This is a genomic window from Escherichia sp. E.sYA108 (assembly GCF_011754335.1).
GTDB lineage: Bacteria > Pseudomonadota > Gammaproteobacteria > Enterobacterales > Enterobacteriaceae > Escherichia > Escherichia coli.
The window spans coordinates 4,136,762-4,154,976 of record NZ_JAAQVZ010000001.1; the positions used below are offsets into that span (position 1 = coordinate 4,136,762).

Annotated in this window: 11 protein-coding genes; 5 read left to right on the plus strand and 6 right to left on the minus strand. The window is 52.9% G+C overall.

Annotated elements, in window-relative coordinates:
- Positions 1-112 precede the first annotated feature (112 nt).
- Positions 113-2,503 carry a quinoprotein glucose dehydrogenase gene (gene gcd / locus HBM92_RS19860; protein ID WP_001298426.1) on the plus strand — a complete coding sequence of 797 codons (2,391 nt, stop codon included), beginning with the start codon at positions 113-115 and terminating at the stop codon, positions 2,501-2,503.
- Between the two features lie 77 nt (positions 2,504-2,580).
- On the opposite strand, the gene cueO is transcribed toward gcd, so the two are convergent.
- Positions 2,581-4,131: a multicopper oxidase CueO gene (cueO, locus tag HBM92_RS19865; protein WP_001189652.1), complete on the minus strand. Its 1,551-nt coding sequence runs from the start codon at positions 4,129-4,131 to the stop codon at positions 2,581-2,583.
- A gap of 165 nt (positions 4,132-4,296) precedes the next feature.
- Between cueO and HBM92_RS19870 the strand changes: the two genes are divergently transcribed.
- The 3 genes from HBM92_RS19870 (at position 4,297) to speD (ending at position 6,426) form a co-directional block, all read left to right on the plus strand.
- Positions 4,297-4,644 carry a YacC family pilotin-like protein gene (locus HBM92_RS19870; protein WP_001295568.1) on the plus strand — a complete coding sequence of 116 codons (348 nt, stop codon included), beginning with the start codon at positions 4,297-4,299 and terminating at the stop codon, positions 4,642-4,644.
- 105 nt (positions 4,645-4,749) lie between these two features.
- Complete coding sequence (gene speE / locus HBM92_RS19875; protein ID WP_000818414.1) at positions 4,750-5,616, plus strand: polyamine aminopropyltransferase; 867 nt, start codon at positions 4,750-4,752, stop codon at positions 5,614-5,616.
- 15 nt (positions 5,617-5,631) lie between these two features.
- The gene (speD, locus tag HBM92_RS19880) at positions 5,632-6,426 is read left to right on the plus strand and encodes an adenosylmethionine decarboxylase (protein ID WP_000734302.1); all 795 of its coding nucleotides are present in this window, start codon (positions 5,632-5,634) and stop codon (positions 6,424-6,426) included.
- Between the two features lie 37 nt (positions 6,427-6,463).
- On the opposite strand, the gene yacL is transcribed toward speD, so the two are convergent.
- Positions 6,464-6,826 (minus strand): protein YacL, encoded by a 363-nt coding sequence (gene yacL, locus HBM92_RS19885; protein WP_000384304.1) that lies wholly within the window; start codon positions 6,824-6,826, stop codon positions 6,464-6,466.
- A gap of 174 nt (positions 6,827-7,000) precedes the next feature.
- The gene (gene acnB / locus HBM92_RS19890; RefSeq protein WP_001295775.1) at positions 7,001-9,598 is read right to left on the minus strand and encodes a bifunctional aconitate hydratase 2/2-methylisocitrate dehydratase; all 2,598 of its coding nucleotides are present in this window, start codon (positions 9,596-9,598) and stop codon (positions 7,001-7,003) included.
- Between the two features lie 354 nt (positions 9,599-9,952).
- On the opposite strand from acnB, the gene HBM92_RS19895 reads away from it, so the two are divergent.
- Entirely contained in the window at positions 9,953-11,734 is a 1,782-nt protein-coding gene (locus tag HBM92_RS19895; RefSeq protein WP_000784416.1) for a DUF3300 domain-containing protein, read from the plus strand.
- A 241-nt stretch (positions 11,735-11,975) separates the two neighbouring features.
- On the opposite strand, the gene lpdA is transcribed toward HBM92_RS19895, so the two are convergent.
- The 3 genes from lpdA to aceE form a co-directional block, all read right to left on the minus strand.
- Complete coding sequence (lpdA, locus tag HBM92_RS19900) at positions 11,976-13,400, minus strand: dihydrolipoyl dehydrogenase (RefSeq protein ID WP_000102485.1); 1,425 nt, start codon at positions 13,398-13,400, stop codon at positions 11,976-11,978.
- Between the two features lie 207 nt (positions 13,401-13,607).
- On the minus strand, positions 13,608-15,500 hold the full coding sequence (aceF, locus tag HBM92_RS19905; protein WP_000963501.1) for a pyruvate dehydrogenase complex dihydrolipoyllysine-residue acetyltransferase: 1,893 nt from the start codon (positions 15,498-15,500) through the stop codon (positions 13,608-13,610).
- Between the two features lie 14 nt (positions 15,501-15,514).
- Positions 15,515-18,178, minus strand: a complete 2,664-nt coding sequence (gene aceE / locus HBM92_RS19910) for a pyruvate dehydrogenase (acetyl-transferring), homodimeric type (protein WP_000003823.1) — start codon at positions 18,176-18,178, stop codon at positions 15,515-15,517.
- Positions 18,179-18,215: the final 37 nt, after the last annotated feature.

Below are 18,215 nucleotides of genomic sequence, written 5' to 3' on the forward strand. Positions count from 1 at the left end.
TATTCATTCGCGGAATCTGTTAATAAAGCTCGAATTGTGATGACGATCACACATGTTAAAACCTATAATTAATTGCTACTAAAATATTAATGAATTGAAATGGTGTCTCTTTATGGCAATTAACAATACCGGCTCGCGGCGATTACTCGTCACGCTAACAGCCCTTTTTGCAGCGCTTTGCGGGCTGTATCTACTCATTGGCGGAGGCTGGCTGGTCGCGATTGGCGGCTCCTGGTACTACCCTATCGCTGGCCTTGTGATGCTCGGCGTCGCCTGGATGCTGTGGCGCAGTAAACGCGCCGCGCTTTGGCTGTACGCAGCCCTGCTGCTCGGCACTATGATTTGGGGCGTCTGGGAAGTTGGTTTCGACTTCTGGGCGCTGACTCCGCGCAGCGACATTCTGGTCTTCTTCGGCATCTGGCTGATCCTGCCGTTTGTCTGGCGTCGCCTGGTCATTCCTGCCAGCGGCGCAGTTGCCGCACTGGTGGTCGCACTGCTGATTAGCGGTGGTATCCTGACCTGGGCCGGATTTAACGATCCGCAGGAAATCAGCGGCACCTTAAGCGCCGATACCACGCCAGCAGAAGCCATCTCCCCCGTTGCCGATCAGGACTGGCCTGCCTATGGTCGCAATCAGGAAGGTCAACGCTTTTCACCACTGAAGCAAATTAACGCTGATAACGTCCACAAGCTGAAAGAAGCCTGGGTGTTCCGTACTGGCGATGTGAAGCAGCCGAACGATCCGGGCGAAATCACCAATGAAGTGACGCCAATTAAAGTGGGCGACACCCTTTACCTGTGTACCGCGCATCAACGTCTGTTTGCGCTGGATGCCGCCAGCGGTAAAGAGAAATGGCATTACGATCCTGAGCTGAAAACCAACGAGTCCTTCCAGCATGTAACCTGCCGTGGCGTCTCTTATCATGAAGCCAAAGCAGAAACTGCTTCGCCGGAAGTGATGGCGGATTGCCCGCGTCGTATCATTCTTCCGGTCAATGATGGTCGTCTGATTGCAATTAACGCTGAAAACGGCAAGCTGTGCGAAACCTTCGCCAATAAAGGCGTGCTCAATCTGCAAAGCAATATGCCGGACACCAAACCGGGTCTGTATGAACCGACTTCGCCGCCGATTATCACCGATAAAACCATCGTGATGGCCGGTTCAGTCACCGACAACTTCTCAACCCGCGAAACGTCTGGCGTGATCCGTGGTTTTGATGTCAACACCGGGGAGCTGCTGTGGGCTTTTGATCCGGGCGCGAAAGATCCGAATGCGATCCCGTCTGACGAACACACCTTTACCTTTAACTCACCAAACTCGTGGGCACCAGCGGCCTATGACGCGAAGCTGGATCTGGTCTATCTGCCGATGGGCGTCACCACGCCAGATATCTGGGGTGGTAACCGCACACCGGAACAGGAACGTTATGCCAGCTCGATTCTGGCGCTGAATGCCACTACCGGGAAACTGGCGTGGAGCTATCAGACCGTTCACCACGACCTGTGGGATATGGATCTTCCGGCACAGCCGACGCTGGCGGACATCACCGTTAATGGTCAGAAAGTGCCGGTTATTTACGCTCCGGCGAAAACCGGCAACATTTTTGTGCTCGATCGTCGTAATGGTGAACTGGTGGTTCCTGCCCCGGAAAAACCGGTTCCCCAAGGTGCTGCTAAAGGCGATTACGTGACCCCTACTCAACCCTTCTCGGAACTGAGCTTCCGTCCGACGAAAGATTTGAGCGGTGCGGATATGTGGGGAGCCACCATGTTTGACCAGTTGGTGTGCCGCGTGATGTTCCACCAGATGCGCTATGAAGGCATTTTCACGCCGCCATCTGAACAGGGTACGCTGGTCTTCCCGGGTAACCTGGGGATGTTCGAATGGGGCGGGATTTCCGTTGATCCGAATCGTGAAGTGGCGATTGCCAACCCAATGGCACTGCCGTTTGTTTCGAAACTGATCCCACGCGGTCCTGGTAACCCGATGGAACAGCCGAAAGATGCCAAAGGCACGGGTACGGAATCCGGCATCCAGCCGCAGTACGGTGTACCGTATGGCGTCACGCTCAACCCGTTCCTCTCACCGTTTGGTCTGCCATGTAAACAGCCAGCATGGGGCTATATCTCGGCATTGGATCTGAAAACCAATGAAGTGGTGTGGAAGAAACGTATTGGTACGCCGCAGGACAGTATGCCATTCCCGATGCCTGTACCGGTGCCGTTCAATATGGGTATGCCGATGCTTGGCGGGCCAATCTCCACGGCGGGTAACGTGCTGTTTATCGCCGCTACGGCAGATAACTACCTGCGCGCTTACAACATGAGCAACGGTGAAAAACTGTGGCAGGGTCGTTTACCAGCGGGTGGTCAGGCTACGCCAATGACCTATGAAGTGAATGGCAAGCAGTATGTGGTGATCTCCGCAGGCGGTCACGGTTCATTTGGTACGAAGATGGGCGACTATATTGTGGCTTATGCGCTGCCGGATGATGTGAAGTAAGGCTTGCTCAGATTGCTGACAACGTGCGATTTGTTCATGCCCGGAGAGATCCGGGCATATTTCCGAATACGGTCTTTTTATACCGTAAACCCTAACATCATCCCCGTATCTTCATGCTCCAGCAGATGGCAGTGCGCCATATAAGCATGTTCTTTCGGTGCATCGTGATTAAACTTCACCAGCACTTCGCTGACATTACCTTCTACCTTAACGGTATCTTTCCAGCCTGCGCGATGCGTCGCTGGCGGTTTGCCATTTTCTGACAAGATACGGAACTGCGTACCGTGGATATGGAACGGATGCAGCATCATGTCGCCCACGCCAGAGATAACCCAACGTTCGTACTGCCCTTTCGCCGCCGCAAACATCGGCTTATTCATATCAAACGCCTGACCGTTGATTTTGTTGGCATGGTGGAAATCGAACTTCCCGCTGTGGTTCATATGATTCATATTGCCGTGCCCCATATGGCCCATCATCTGGCTGTGATCCATCCCGGCCATCGCCTGATCGCCATATTTCTCCATCAGCATCTGCATCCCCATCATATCGAGCATTGGGTCCATAGAAAGTTGCAGCTTGCGTACCGTCAGCCCTTCCAGCGAAGGTAACGCAGGCAGGCTACTTAATGTGTCTGGCAAAGCACCAGAGGCACTAATGGCAATCGGCTGAATCCGCATTACCGGATGCGGCTTGTCAAACGGCGCAATCGCCATCCCCATCTGGCTGACCGGCAGCGTCACCAGGTCAAAGGGTTTGTTGTCGTTAACCTCCACCAGCACTTCAAAACGCTCGCCCATCAGCACTGGCAGCTCGTTCACCTTCACCGGTTCAGGTAGCAGACCGCCGTCGCTGGCAATCACATAAAGCGGGCGATTGTCGCTGGTGGCGAAATTGAGCGAGCGGGCATTACAGCCATTGAGCAAACGCAGGCGCAGCCAGCCACGCGGGGCAGCGTGTTGCGGGTAGATTGCACCGTTGGTCAGCAACGTATCGCCAAACCAACCCACAGCGGCGGTCATCACATCCAGTTGATAATCAATCTGCCCGTCAGCGTTAAATTTTTTATCCTGAACAATCACCGGGACATCATCAATACCCCACTGTTTTGGCAGCATTAATTTCAGGATCTCGTCATCTTCAATCACAACCAAACCAGCCAGCCCCATCGCCACCTGTCGCCCGGTCTTGCCATGTTGATGTGGATGGAACCAGCAGGTAGCGGCAGGTTGATCAACGTTCAACGTCACCGAGCGCTTGCCACCTGACGGAATAATTCCCTGCGGGCCGCCGTCCACTTCACCCGGTACTTCCAGCCCGTGCCAGTGCAACGTCGTCTCTTCCGTCAGTTGGTTGTAGATATCAACCGTTACCGCTTTGCCACGCTGTAATTTCACCGCCGGCCCCAGCAGATTGCCGTTATAGCCCCAGGTAGTTGCGGTTTTCCCGCCAAAGGTGGACTGACCTGCGCCAATAGTTAACTGAATGCGATTACGGGCATCGGTCGTGAGCAAATCAGGGATCGGTAACGTTGGGCGTTCCGCCGCAAATACTGCGCGGCTCCACAGCGGCAAGGCTGAAGCCACACCCAGCGCGACGGAATATTTCAAGAAATCACGACGTTGCATAGTTATTTCCTTATTCTTAAGCAGGCGAAACAAAATCAAACGTTGAGCATAGTCCTTCCCCTTACGGGAAGGTCAAGCCGCAGACACAATTTAATCGACAATAATGGTCGTCGCCTCGCTCGCAGTGTGCTAACGTTTATCTTCTTTAAGCCCCTGGTAGAAGCAATGAAGACGTTTTTCAGAACAGTGTTATTCGGCAGCCTGATGGCCGTTTGCGCAAACAGTTACGCGCTCAGCGAGTCTGAAGCCGAAGATATGGCCGATTTAACGGCAGTTTTTGTTTTTCTGAAGAACGATTGTGGTTACCAGAACTTACCTAACGGGCAAATTCGTCGCGCGCTGGTCTTTTTCGCCCAGCAAAACCAGTGGGATCTCAGTAATTACGACACCTTCGACATGAAAGCCCTCGGTGAAGACAGCTACCGCGATCTCAGCGGCATTGGCATTCCCGTCGCTAAAAAGTGCAAAGCCCTGGCCCGCGATTCCTTAAGCCTGCTTGCCTACGTCAAATAATCCCTGATACCTTTTTGTAGAAATATTGACCGTGCATCCGCGGTCAATGTTAGCTATTATGTTGCGCCATTTTTTTACGGGTGTTAACAAAGGAGGTATCAACCCATGGCCGAAAAAAAACAGTGGCATGAAACGCTACACGACCAGTTTGGGCAGTACTTTGCGGTAGATAACGTTCTGTATCATGAAAAGACCGATCACCAGGATCTGATCATTTTTGAGAACGCCGCATTTGGTCGCGTAATGGCGCTGGATGGTGTAGTACAAACCACCGAGCGTGACGAGTTTATCTATCATGAGATGATGACCCATGTTCCGCTACTGGCCCACGGCCACGCGAAACATGTGCTGATTATCGGCGGCGGCGACGGTGCCATGCTGCGTGAAGTAACCCGACATAAAAACGTTGAGTCAATCACGATGGTGGAAATCGATGCGGGTGTCGTGTCGTTCTGCCGTCAGTATCTTCCCAACCATAACGCCGGTAGTTACGACGATCCGCGCTTTAAACTGGTGATCGACGATGGTGTCAATTTCGTTAATCAAACCAGCCAGACCTTTGATGTCATTATCTCCGACTGCACCGATCCTATCGGTCCCGGCGAAAGTCTGTTTACTTCTGCATTTTATGAAGGCTGCAAACGTTGCCTGAATCCTGGCGGTATCTTCGTCGCACAAAACGGCGTCTGCTTTTTACAGCAGGAAGAGGCCATCGACAGCCATCGCAAACTCAGCCATTACTTCAGCGATGTTGGCTTTTATCAGGCGGCGATCCCGACCTATTACGGCGGCATCATGACCTTTGCATGGGCGACAGATAACGACGCCTTACGCCATCTCTCAACCGAAATTATTCAGGCGCGTTTTCTCGCTTCTGGCCTGAAATGCCGTTATTACAATCCGGCAGTCCATACGGCAGCTTTTGCCTTACCCCAGTATCTGCAAGATGCACTGGCTTCACAGCCGTCCTAAGGAGAAGATAAGAAATTGAAAAAACTGAAACTGCATGGCTTTAATAATCTGACCAAAAGTCTGAGTTTTTGTATTTACGATATCTGCTACGCCAAAACTACCGAAGAGCGCGACGGTTATATTGCTTATATCGATGAACTCTATAATGCCAACCGTCTGACCGAAATCCTGTCAGAAACCTGTTCCATTATCGGGGCCAATATTCTTAACATCGCCCGCCAGGATTACGAGCCACAAGGTGCCAGCGTCACTATTCTGGTGAGTGAAGAACCGGTCGACCCGAAACTTATCGACAAAACAGAACACCCCGGCCCACTGCCAGAAACGGTCGTTGCCCATCTCGATAAAAGTCATATTTGCGTACATACCTACCCGGAAAGTCATCCTGAAGGCGGTTTATGTACCTTCCGCGCCGATATTGAAGTCTCTACCTGCGGCGTGATTTCTCCGCTGAAGGCGCTGAATTACCTGATCCACCAGCTTGAGTCCGATATTGTGACTATTGATTATCGCGTGCGCGGTTTTACCCGCGACATTAACGGTATGAAGCACTTTATCGACCATGAGATTAATTCGATTCAGAACTTTATGTCCGAAGATATGAAGGCGCTGTATGACATGGTGGATGTAAACGTCTATCAGGAGAATATCTTCCATACCAAGATGTTGCTTAAAGAGTTCGACCTTAAGCACTACATGTTCCACACCAAACCGGAAGATTTAACCGACAGCGAGCGCCAGGAAATTACCGCTGCGCTGTGGAAAGAAATGCGCGAGATTTATTACGGGCGCAATATGCCCGCTGTTTAACGTCTCAGGCGGAGCACGGAGGCTCCGCCTGATTTACTTACTTCTGCTGCACGAAATTACGGTAAGCCGCAACCACCTGAAGAAAATCCTCAACGCCGCACAGCGACAAGCTCTCTTCATCGTAGTAGTTCATCCCCTCTTCCATTTCATCGCCAGCGAATTCCAGTTGATTGGCGCGAACCATCACCTCTTCACCGTCCATCCACAGAGTGTATTCATGCCCTGCCCGCTGCCAGGATCGTTCGCTGCCTTTGAGCGTGCGCGCTGCGTCTTCCACTTCATCAAGCAAGGCCAGGTTTTCTTTCACCTCTTCATTAAACCAGTGCCCGACCACTTCATGCCCCATGGACATGCGCACCTTTACCACTCCGGTAATATCGCGCAGAAATTCGTAATCCATAGTGTGTTCCTCTGCTCCCGGCAATGCGCCGAAATCGCATTGCGCCATTGATGTAATTATCGCAGCCTTACCGGAGAAAAACAGCGGAACGGCGATGGTTTAGAAATAAAAAATGCCCGGGAATCTCATTCACCGGGCATTGTGTCGTTTATGCGCAGCGCGTGCGCTTACTTATTAAACCGCAGTCTGGAAAATCACCCCGTCCGCTTTTTCGGTGTACTGAGAAAGCTGGTCGAAGTTCAGATAACGGTAAGTATCAACGGCTGTTTTATCTACCTGCGCCACGTAGGTCTGGTACTCTTCCGGCGTCGGCAGTTTGCCAATCAGCGCCGCAACAGCAGCCAGTTCCGCAGAAGCCAGGAAGACATTCGCGCCAGTACCCAAACGGTTCGGGAAGTTACGGGTAGAGGTGGAAACCACCGTCGCACCGTCTGCTACACGCGCCTGGTTACCCATACACAGGGAACAGCCAGGGATCTCGATACGAGCACCACTCTTACCGAAGACGCTGTAGTAGCCTTCTTCGGTCAGCTGCGCAGCGTCCATACGCGTTGGCGGTGCCACCCACAGGCGGGTCGGCAACTGACCTTTGTGCGCATCCAGCAGTTTACCAGCGGCACGGAAGTGACCGATGTTAGTCATGCAAGAACCGATAAATACTTCGTCAATCTTCTCGCCCTGTACCGCAGACAGCGGACGTGCGTCGTCCGGGTCATTCGGTGCACAGAGGATTGGCTCTTTGATATCCGCCAGATCGATGTCGATCACTGCCGCGTATTCCGCATCTGCATCGGCTTCCAGCAGCTCAGGATTCGCCAGCCATTTTTCCATGCCCTGAATACGACGCTCCAGGGTACGACGATCGCCGTAACCTTCCGCGATCATCCACTTCAGCAGGACGATGTTAGAGTTCAGGTATTCAATGATCGGTTCTTTGTTCAGCTTGATGGTACAACCGGCAGCAGAACGCTCGGCAGACGCATCTGTCAGCTCAAATGCCTGCTCAACTTTCAGATCCGGCAGACCTTCAATTTCCAGAATGCGGCCAGAGAAGATGTTTTTCTTACCTTTCTTCTCAACGGTCAGCAGACCTTGTTTGATTGCATACAGCGGAATGGCGTGTACCAGATCGCGCAGGGTGATACCCGGCTGCATTTTGCCTTTGAAGCGTACCAGAACGGATTCCGGCATATCCAGCGGCATTACGCCTGTTGCGGCTGCAAATGCCACCAGACCAGAACCCGCCGGGAAAGAGATACCGATCGGGAAACGGGTATGGGAGTCACCACCGGTACCGACGGTATCCGGCAGCAGCATACGGTTCAGCCAGGAGTGAATGACGCCGTCCCCCGGACGCAGCGACACACCGCCACGGTTCATAATGAAGTCCGGCAGCGTGTGGTGCGTGTTCACGTCAACTGGCTTCGGATATGCCGCGGTGTGGCAGAAAGACTGCATCACCAGGTCAGCCGAGAAGCCCAGGCACGCCAGGTCTTTCAGTTCATCACGGGTCATCGGGCCGGTGGTGTCCTGGGAACCTACAGAAGTCATTTTCGGTTCACAGTACGCGCCCGGACGAATGCCTTTCACGCCACAGGCACGGCCTACCATTTTCTGCGCCAGCGAGAAGCCGCGATCGCTCTCAGCGACATCTTTCGCCTGACGGAACACATCGCTGTGCGGCAGGCCAAGTGCTTCACGCGCTTTGGTGGTCAGGCCACGCCCGATAATCAGCGGAATACGGCCGCCAGCACGCACTTCATCAATCAGCACGTCGGTTTTCAGTTCGAAGGTTGCCAGCAGTTCGCCGGTTTCGTGGTTACGCACTTCACCTTTGTACGGGTAAACGTCAATTACGTCGCCCATGTTCAGGTTAGAGACGTCGACTTCGATTGGCAGTGCACCCGCGTCTTCCATCGTGTTAAAAAAGATTGGTGCAATTTTACCGCCGAGGCACAAACCACCGCCGCGTTTGTTCGGCACATGTGGAATATCATCGCCCATAAACCACAGAACGGAGTTCGTGGCGGATTTACGCGATGAACCCGTACCCACAACGTCACCGACGTACGCCAGCGGGAAACCTTTCTGTTGCAGAGCTTCAATCTGTTTGATCGGGCCAACAACACCAGGCTGATCTGGCTCAATACCTTCACGGGCGTTTTTCAGCATCGCCAGCGCGTGCAGTGGGATATCCGGGCGTGACCACGCATCTGGTGCCGGAGAGAGGTCATCGGTGTTGGTTTCGCCAGTGACTTTGAAGACGGTAACGGTCAGTTTTTCAGCCAGCGCCGGGCGATTCAGGAACCATTCGGCATCCGCCCAGGACTGCATTACCTGCTTCGCATATTCGTTGCCTGCTTTGGCTTTCTCTTCTACGTCATAGAAGTTATCGAACATCAGCAGCGTGTGAGAAAGTGCTTTGGCAGCGATCGGTGCCAGTTTGGCATCATCCAGCGCGTCGATCAGCGGATGAATGTTGTAACCACCCTGCATAGTGCCCAGCAGTTCAATGGCTTTTTCCGGAGTCAGCAGCGGGGATTTAGCTTCGCCTTTGGCGACAGCAGCCAGGAAGCCTGCTTTGACATAGGCGGCTTCATCGACGCCAGGGGGAACACGGTTGGTTAACAGATCTAACAGGAATTCTTCTTCGCCCGCGGGCGGGTTTTTCAGCAGCTCTACAAGTGCGGCCATTTGGTTTGCATCCAGGGGTTTGGGCGCAATCCCCTCAGCGGCACGCTCAGCTACGTGCTTACGGTATTCTTCTAGCACGACGGTTCTCCTCGCTCTCATTGTCATAGTGCGGCAGGCGATTCTCTTCACGCTCCTGTGAGACAGCAGTTTGTAGGGTAAATGCCCAGTACCGCAACGGGCAGAATAGCAGGATTTTGACGATGTGTTAATCTGTTTACAAAAAAGCAACATAAAAAAGTGGCTGAATCGTTAAGGATGGTCTAGAGATTGTTTCCCTCCGTAAAAACTTCGTTAATTCGCATGGTGATAATCACCTTCCTCAACGAATCCCAAGATTAGTCAAAATTTAAACTACCGCCTCTTTATACTCGGATTCACAGCACCTGCGGGTGGCAGTTCGCCGACCATTGCGATTTCCTTGAGATCCGAATTATGAAAATGACTTTGCCGTTTAAACCCCATGTGCTGGCGCTAATTTGCAGTGCCGGGCTTTGTGCCGCCTCTGCCGGGCTATATATAAAAAGCCGCACAGTGGAAGCGCCTGTGGAAGCGCAATCGACACAACAGACTGCGCCTGACATCTCCGCAGTTACGCTTCCTGCAACGGTTTCCGTGCCTCCTGTAACACCTGCCGTCGTCAAATCCGCATTCAGCACTGCTCAAATAGATCAATGGGTTGCACCTGTCGCGCTATACCCCGACGCCCTACTTTCGCAGGTGCTGATGGCATCAACCTATCCGACAAACGTTGCGCAAGCAGTACAATGGTCGCACGATAACCCACTTAAACAAGGCGATGCTGCTATTCAGGCGGTATCTGACCAGCCGTGGGACGCCAGCGTTAAATCACTGGTGGCCTTTCCACAATTGATGGCATTGATGGGCGAAAACCCGCAATGGGTGCAAAACCTGGGCGATGCTTTTCTGGCGCAGCCGCAAGACGTGATGGACTCGGTACAGCGATTGCGGCAACTGGCGCAACAAACCGGCTCGCTGAAGTCATCAACGGAACAAAAGATCATCACGACAACGAAAAAAGTCGTACCGGTAAATCAGCCCGCCAACGCCCCTGCCACACAATCAAATACCGTTTCTACGTCCAGCCCCGTCGTCGCAGAACCTGCACCGACAGTAATAGCCATTGAGCCAGCCAATCCGGATGTGGTTTATATTCCGAACTACAACCCAAACGTGGTTTACGGCAGTTGGGCCAATACCGCTTATCCGCCAGTTTATCTGCCGCCGCCAGCCGGAGAACCGTTTGTTGACAGCTTTGTGCGCGGATTCGGCTATAGCATGGGCGTTGCTACCACATACGCACTATTCAGCAGCATCGACTGGGACGACGACGATCATGACCATCATCATCATGACGATCATGACCATCATCATCATGACGATGATGATTATCATCACCACGATGGCGGTCATCGTGACGGTAATGACTGGCAACACAACGGCGACAACATCAATATCGACGTCAACAATTTCAACCGTATCACCGGTGAGCATCTTACTGATAAGAATATGGCATGGCGGCACAATCCGAATTACCGCGATGGTATGCCTTATCATGATCAGGATATGGCAAAGCGGTTTCACCAAACCGATGTTAAAGGCGGAATGAGCGCCACGCCGCTACCTGCTCCAACACGCGACAGCCAGCGTCAGGCGGCAGCAAGCCAGTTTCAGCAACGAACACACGCCGCCCCCGTCATTACGCGAGATACCCAACGTCAGGCAGCGGCACAGCGGTTTAATGAAGCTGAACACTATGGGAGCTATGACGACTTCCGCGACTTCAGCCGTCGCCAGCCACTGACCCAGCAACAAAAGGACGCCGCTCGTCAGCGTTATCAGTCGGCTTCTCCTGAGCAGCGCCAGGCGGCTCGCGAGAAAATGCAGACTAACCCACAGAACCAGCAGCGAAGAGAGGCGGCACGTCAGCGTATTCAGTCCGCGTCGCCTGAGCAGCGCCAGGCGGTTCGCGAGAAAATGCAGACTAACCCGCAGAATCAACAGCAAAGAGATGCAGCACGTCAGCGTATCCAGTCTGCCTCGCCTGAGCAGCGTCAGGTTTTTCGAGAGAAAGTTCAGGAGAGCCGCCCGCAGCGTCTAAACGACAGTAACCATACTGCCCGATTGAATAATGAGCAACGGTCAGCGGTACGCGAACGGTTGTCTGAGCGTGGAGCAAGGAGACTGGAAAGGTAAATTGCAGGCGTAAAAAAGCGGCGTTGTTAGCCGCTTAAGACTGATGACAAACATCGAATCGCCCGATGCGCAAGCTTATCGGGCCTACACAAGCCATGCAATATATTGAATTTGCATGATTTTGTAGGTCGGATAAGGCGTTTACGCCGCATCCGGCATCAACCACGAGCACTTTATCAACAATCTGAAGCGGCCAGAATAGCCGCTTCTTAATTTGCCGGATGTTCCGGCAAACGAAAAATTACTTCTTCTTCGCTTTCGGGTTCGGCAGGTCGGTAATGCTACCTTCGAACACTTCTGCCGCCAGGCCCACAGACTCGTGCAGAGTCGGGTGCGCATGGATGGTCAGTGCGATGTCTTCAGCGTCACAACCCATTTCGATTGCCAGGCCGATTTCACCCAGCAGCTCACCACCGTTAGTACCGACAATTGCACCACCGATCACACGGTGAGATTCTTTGTCGAAAATCAGCTTGGTCATACCGTCTGCGCAGTCGGAAGCGATAGCACGACCAGAAGCAGCCCACGGGAAGGTGGCGGTTTCATAGCTGATGCCTTTCTCTTTCGCTTCTTTCTCAGTCAGACCTACCCATGCAACTTCTGGTTCGGTATAGGCGATGGACGGGATAACTTTCGGATCGAAGTAGTGTTTCTTACCGGCGATAACTTCAGCGGCAACGTGACCTTCGTGAACACCTTTGTGTGCCAGCATCGGCTGACCGACGATATCGCCGATAGCAAAGATGTGCGGTACGTTGGTACGCAGCTGTTTGTCAACGCGGATGAAACCACGGTCGTCAACTTCCACGCCAGCTTTGCCTGCGTCGAGGTTTTTACCGTTCGGCACACGACCAATCGCTACCAGCACGGCGTCGTAACGCTGCGGTTCAGCGGGTGCTTTTTTGCCTTCCATCGTCACATAAATGCCGTCTTCTTTCGCTTCAACGGCGGTAACTTTGGTTTCCAGCATCAGGTTGAATTTCTTGCTGATACGCTTGGTAAAGACTTTAACGATGTCTTTATCAGCTGCCGGGATGACCTGGTCGAACATTTCAACCACGTCAATCTGTGAACCCAGCGCGTGGTATACGGTGCCCATTTCCAGACCGATGATACCGCCACCCATTACCAGCAGGCGTTCTGGTACTTCTTTCAGTTCCAGCGCGTCAGTGGAGTCCCAGATACGCGGATCTTCATGCGGAATAAACGGCAGTTGAATCGGGCGAGAACCCGCTGCAATGATCGCGTTGTCGAAGTTGATCACGGTTTTACCGTTCTCACCTTCAACTTCCAGGGTGTTAGCCCCGGTAAATTTACCCAGACCGTTGACCACTTTGACTTTGCGGCCTTTCGCCATACCAGCCAGACCACCGGTCAGCTGATTGATTACTTTCTCTTTCCAGGTACGAATCTTGTCGATATCGGTTTTCGGTTCGCCGAAGACGATACCGTGTTCAGCCAGCGCTTTGGCTTCTTCGATAACTTTTGCTACGTGCAGCAGTGCTTTAGAAGGGATACAGCCGACGTTCAGGCAAACACCGCCAAGAGTGTTGTAACGTTCTACGATTACGGTTTCCAGACCTAAATCAGCGCAACGGAAGGCAGCGGAGTAACCTGCGGGGCCTGCCCCAAGTACCACGACCTGAGTTTTGATTTCAGTACTCATCATGACCTCTATATATTTATCTCCGGCGGGTCTGACGTTTTTTTTATGACGCCCATTATCCACCGGGTCGTTCTATCCGTCGGTATTTTACAAAATTGTTAACAACTTTTAAACAACAAACGGCAACCGATTTGTCTATTCGCTAATAATCTCAATACATTCATGAGATTACCAGAAAAAAGCCGGCCGTTGGGCCGGCTCTTTTATTTACATCACCAGACGGCGAATGTCAGACAGCGTGTTGTTAATGATGGTAATGAAACGGGCACCATCAGCACCGTCGATCACGCGGTGGTCGAAGGAGAGAGAAATCGGCAGCATCAGACGCGGCACGAACTCTTTACCATTCCACACCGGCTCCATCGCGGACTTGGAAACGCCGAGGATAGCCACTTCCGGCGCGTTCACAATCGGCGCGAAGTGGGTAGTACCCAGGCCGCCGATGCTGGAGATGGTGAAGCAACCGCCCTGCATTTCGCCCGCTGTCAGCTTACCGTCACGCGCTTTCTTAGAAATAGTCATCAGCTCGCGAGACAGCTCGATGATGCCTTTCTTGTTGACGTCTTTGAATACCGGGACAACCAGACCGTTCGGGGTATCCACCGCCACACCGATGTTGATGTATTTCTTCAGGGTCAGACGCTGACCGTCTTCCGACAGCGAACTGTTGAAGCGAGGCATCTGCTCAAGAGCTGCAGCAACGGCTTTCATGATGAAGACAACCGGGGTGATCTTCACATCCAGCTTACGTTTCGCCGCTTCTTCGTTCTGCTGTTTACGGAACGCTTCCAGCTCGGTGATATCGGTTTTGTCGAAGTGAGTAACATGCGGGATCATCACCCAGTTACGGCTCAGGTTCGCACCAGAGATTTTCTGGATGCGGCCCAGTTCCACTTCTTCGATTTCACCAAACTTGCTGAAGTCCACCTTCGGCCACGGCAGCATGCCAGGGATACCACCGCCAGTTGCCGCCGGAGCTGCTTCTGCACGTTTGATAGCTTCTTTCACGTAAGCCTGAACGTCTTCGCGCAGGATACGACCTTTACGGCCGGTGCCCTTCACTTTCGCCAGGTTAACGCCAAACTCGCGTGCCAGACGGCGGATCAGCGGAGTCGCGTGAACGTAAGCGTCATTTTCAGCAAATTCAGATTTGCCTTCGGCTTTTGCAGCCGGAGCTGCTGCCGGGGCTTCAGCTTTTGCTGCCGGAGCCGGCGCTGCCGCTTCCTGTTTCGCAGGAGCTGCCGCAGGCGCTGCGCCTTCAACTTCGAAGATCATAATCAGCGAACCAGTTTTCACTTTATCGCCAACGTTGACTTTCAGTTCCTTCACGACGCCTGCAAACGGAGCCGGAACTTCCATAGAAGCTTTATCGCCTTCTACGGTGATCAGTGACTGTTCAGCGGCAACTTTGTCGCCCACTTTCACCATCACTTCGGTCACTTCAACTTCGTCACCACCGATATCCGGAACGTTAACTTCTTTCACGCCAGCCGCTGATGCAGGGGCCGCTGCCGGAGCCGCTTCCTGTTTAGCCGCCGGAGCTGCCGCGCCAGCTTCACCCGCGACTTCGAAGATCATAATCAGCGAGCCGGTAGACACTTTGTCACCCACGTTCACTTTGATCTCTTTCACGGTGCCAGCAAACGGTGCCGGAACTTCCATAGAAGCCTTGTCGCCTTCTACGGTGATCAGCGACTGTTCAGCTTCAACTTTATCGCCAACTTTCACCAGGATTTCGGTCACTTCAACTTCGTCGCTGCCGATATCCGGAACGTTAACGTCTTTTGCCGCTGCAGCCGCGGGTGCTGCTGCCGGAGCGGCTTCTTTCTTCTCTTCTGCCTGAGCAGGTGCAGCGTCTGCTGCACCATCGGCGGAATCGAAAATCATAATCAGTGCGCCGGTCTGGGTTTTATCGCCAACAGAGACTTTGATCTCTTTAACGATACCCGCCTGCGGAGATGGTACTTCCATAGAGGCTTTGTCGCCTTCTACGGTGATCAGCGACTGTTCGGCTTCAACTTTGTCGCCCACTTTGACCAGGATCTCGGTGATTTCAACTTCATCAGCCCCGATGTCCGGTACTTTGATTTCGATAGCCATTATTCTTTTACCTCTTACGCCAGACGCGGGTTAACTTTATCTGCATCGATGTTGAATTTGGCGATTGCGTCAGCAACCACTTTCTTATCGATTTCGCCACGTTTAGCCAGTTCGCCCAGCGCCGCAACCACGACATAAGAAGCATCAACTTCAAAGTGGTGACGCAGGTTCTCACGGCTGTCGGAACGACCGAAGCCATCAGTACCCAGTACGCGGTAGTCGTCAGCCGGTACGTAAGTACGGACCTGCTCAGCGAACAGTTTCATATAGTCGGTAGATGCCACTGCCGGAGCGTCGTTCATCACCTGAGCGATATACGGAACGCGCGGAGTTTCCAGCGGGTGCAGCATGTTCCAGCGTTCACAATCCTGACCATCACGCGCCAGTTCGGTGAAGGAAGTCACGCTATAAACGTCAGAACCTACGCCGTAATCTTTCGCCAGGATCTCTGCCGCTTCACGGACGTGACGCAGGATAGAACCGGAGCCCAGCAGCTGAACTTTACCTTTGCTACCTTCAAGGGTTTCGAGTTTGTAGATACCTTTACGGATACCTTCCTCAGCACCTTCCGGCATTGCCGGCATATGGTAGTTTTCGTTCAGCGTAGTGATGTAGTAGTAAACGTTCTCTTGTTTTTCACCGTACATACGCTCCAGACCGTCATGCATGATGACAGCAACTTCGTAAGCGTAAGCCGGGTCGTAAGAGATACAGTTCGGGATAGTCAGCGACTGAATATGGCTGTGACCATCTTCGTGCTGCAGACCTTCGCCGTTCAGGGTGGTACGACCGGAAGTACCGCCGATCAGGAAGCCACGCGCTTGCTGGTCGCCAGCCGCCCAGCACAGATCGCCGATACGCTGGAAACCGAACATCGAGTAATAGATGTAGAACGGGATCATCGGCAGATTGTTGGTGCTGTAAGAGGTCGCCGCTGCCAGCCAGGAACAACCTGCGCCCAGCTCGTTGATCCCTTCCTGCAGAATCTGACCTTTCTCGTCTTCTTTATAGTAAGCAACCTGCTCGCGGTCCTGCGGGGTGTACTGCTGACCGTTCGGGCTGTAAATACCAATCTGACGGAACAGACCTTCCATACCGAAAGTACGCGCTTCGTCGGCGATGATCGGTACCAGCCTGTCTTTGATCGACTTGTTCTTCAGCATTACGTTCAGGGCACGAACGAAAGCGATAGTGGTAGAGATCTCTTTGCTCTGCTCTTCCAGCAGCGCGCCGAAGTCTTGCAGGCTCGGCAGCTCAAGCTTCTCGGTGAAGTTCGGCTGACGGCTTGGCAGATAACCGTGCAGTTTCTGACGCTGAGCGTGCAGATAGGTATGCTCTTCAGAACCTTCCGGGAAGGTGATGTACGGCAGTTTTTCGATATCTGCATCAGACACCGGCACATTGAAACGGTCGCGGATATGACGCACGCCGTCCATGTTCATTTTCTTAACCTGGTGCGCGATGTTTTTACCTTCAGCCGCGTCGCCCATGCCATAACCTTTAATGGTATGAGCAAGGATTACCGTCGCTTTGCCTTTGGTTTCCTGCGCTTTCTTGAATGCAGCGTAGATTTTCTTCGGATCGTGACCACCACGGTTCAGTGCCCAGATCTGCTCGTCAGTCCAGTCTGCAACCAGTGCTGCGGTTTCAGGATATTTACCGAAGAAGTGTTCGCGAACATACGCACCATCTTTCGATTTGAAGGTCTGGTAATCGCCGTCAACGGTTTCGTTCATCAGCTGGATCAGTTTACCGCTGGTATCTTTACGCAGCAGTTCGTCCCAACGGCTACCCCACATCACTTTGATCACGTTCCAGCCAGCACCTTCGAAGATGCCTTCCAGTTCGTTGATGATCTTGCCGTTACCGGTGACCGGGCCGTCAAGACGCTGCAGGTTACAGTTGATAACGAAGACCAGATTATCCAGTTTTTCACGGGTAGCGATGGTGATCGCACCTTTGGATTCCGGTTCGTCCATTTCACCGTCGCCGAGGAACGCGTAAACGGTTTGTTTAGAGGTATCTTTCAGGCCACGGTGTTCCAGATATTTCAGGAATTTAGCCTGGTAAATAGCACCAATCGGACCCAGACCCATAGATACGGTCGGGAACTGCCAGAATTCCGGCATCAGTTTCGGGTGCGGATAGGAAGAGAGGCCATTGCCGTGAACTTCCTGACGGAAGTTATCCAGCTGCTCCTGAGTCAGACGACCTTCCAGGAAAGCACGAGCGTACACGCCCGGGGAGATGTGGCCCTGGAAGTAAACCAGGTCGCCGCCATCCTGCTCGTTGCGTGCACGGAAGAAGTGGTTAAAGCACACATCATAAATGGTTGCGGAAGACTGGAAGGACGCCATGTGGCCGCCCAGTTCGAGGTCTTTTTTCGACGCACGCAGCACCGTCATGATGGCGTTCCAGCGGATAGCTGAACGAATACGGCGTTCCAGTTCCAGATTACCCGGATACTCCGGTTGTTCTTCAACGGGGATGGTGTTGATGTAGTTGCTGATACCGGTGCCTGCAGCTACGTTGACTCCGCCTTTGCGGGCTTCAGCAAGCAGTTGGTCGATCAGATACTGAGCACGCTCAACACCTTCTTCACGGATGACCGATTCGATCGCCTGGAGCCAGTCGCGAGTTTCGATCGGATCCACGTCATTTGGGAAACGTTCTGACATGGGTTATTCCTTATCTATCTAATAACGTTGAGTTTTC

Coding starts and splice junctions, on each gene's coding strand:
- lpdA (WP_000102485.1), bottom strand. CDS start 13,400: ATGAGTACTGAAATCAAAACTCAGGTCGTGGTACTTGGGGCAGGCCCC.
- speE (WP_000818414.1), top strand. CDS start 4,750: ATGGCCGAAAAAAAACAGTGGCATGAAACGCTACACGACCAGTTTGGG.
- yacL (WP_000384304.1), bottom strand. CDS start 6,826: ATGGATTACGAATTTCTGCGCGATATTACCGGAGTGGTAAAGGTGCGC.
- aceE (WP_000003823.1), bottom strand. CDS start 18,178: ATGTCAGAACGTTTCCCAAATGACGTGGATCCGATCGAAACTCGCGAC.
- gcd (WP_001298426.1), top strand. CDS start 113: ATGGCAATTAACAATACCGGCTCGCGGCGATTACTCGTCACGCTAACA.
- HBM92_RS19895 (WP_000784416.1), top strand. CDS start 9,953: ATGAAAATGACTTTGCCGTTTAAACCCCATGTGCTGGCGCTAATTTGC.
- cueO (WP_001189652.1), bottom strand. CDS start 4,131: ATGCAACGTCGTGATTTCTTGAAATATTCCGTCGCGCTGGGTGTGGCT.
- HBM92_RS19870 (WP_001295568.1), top strand. CDS start 4,297: ATGAAGACGTTTTTCAGAACAGTGTTATTCGGCAGCCTGATGGCCGTT.
- aceF (WP_000963501.1), bottom strand. CDS start 15,500: ATGGCTATCGAAATCAAAGTACCGGACATCGGGGCTGATGAAGTTGAA.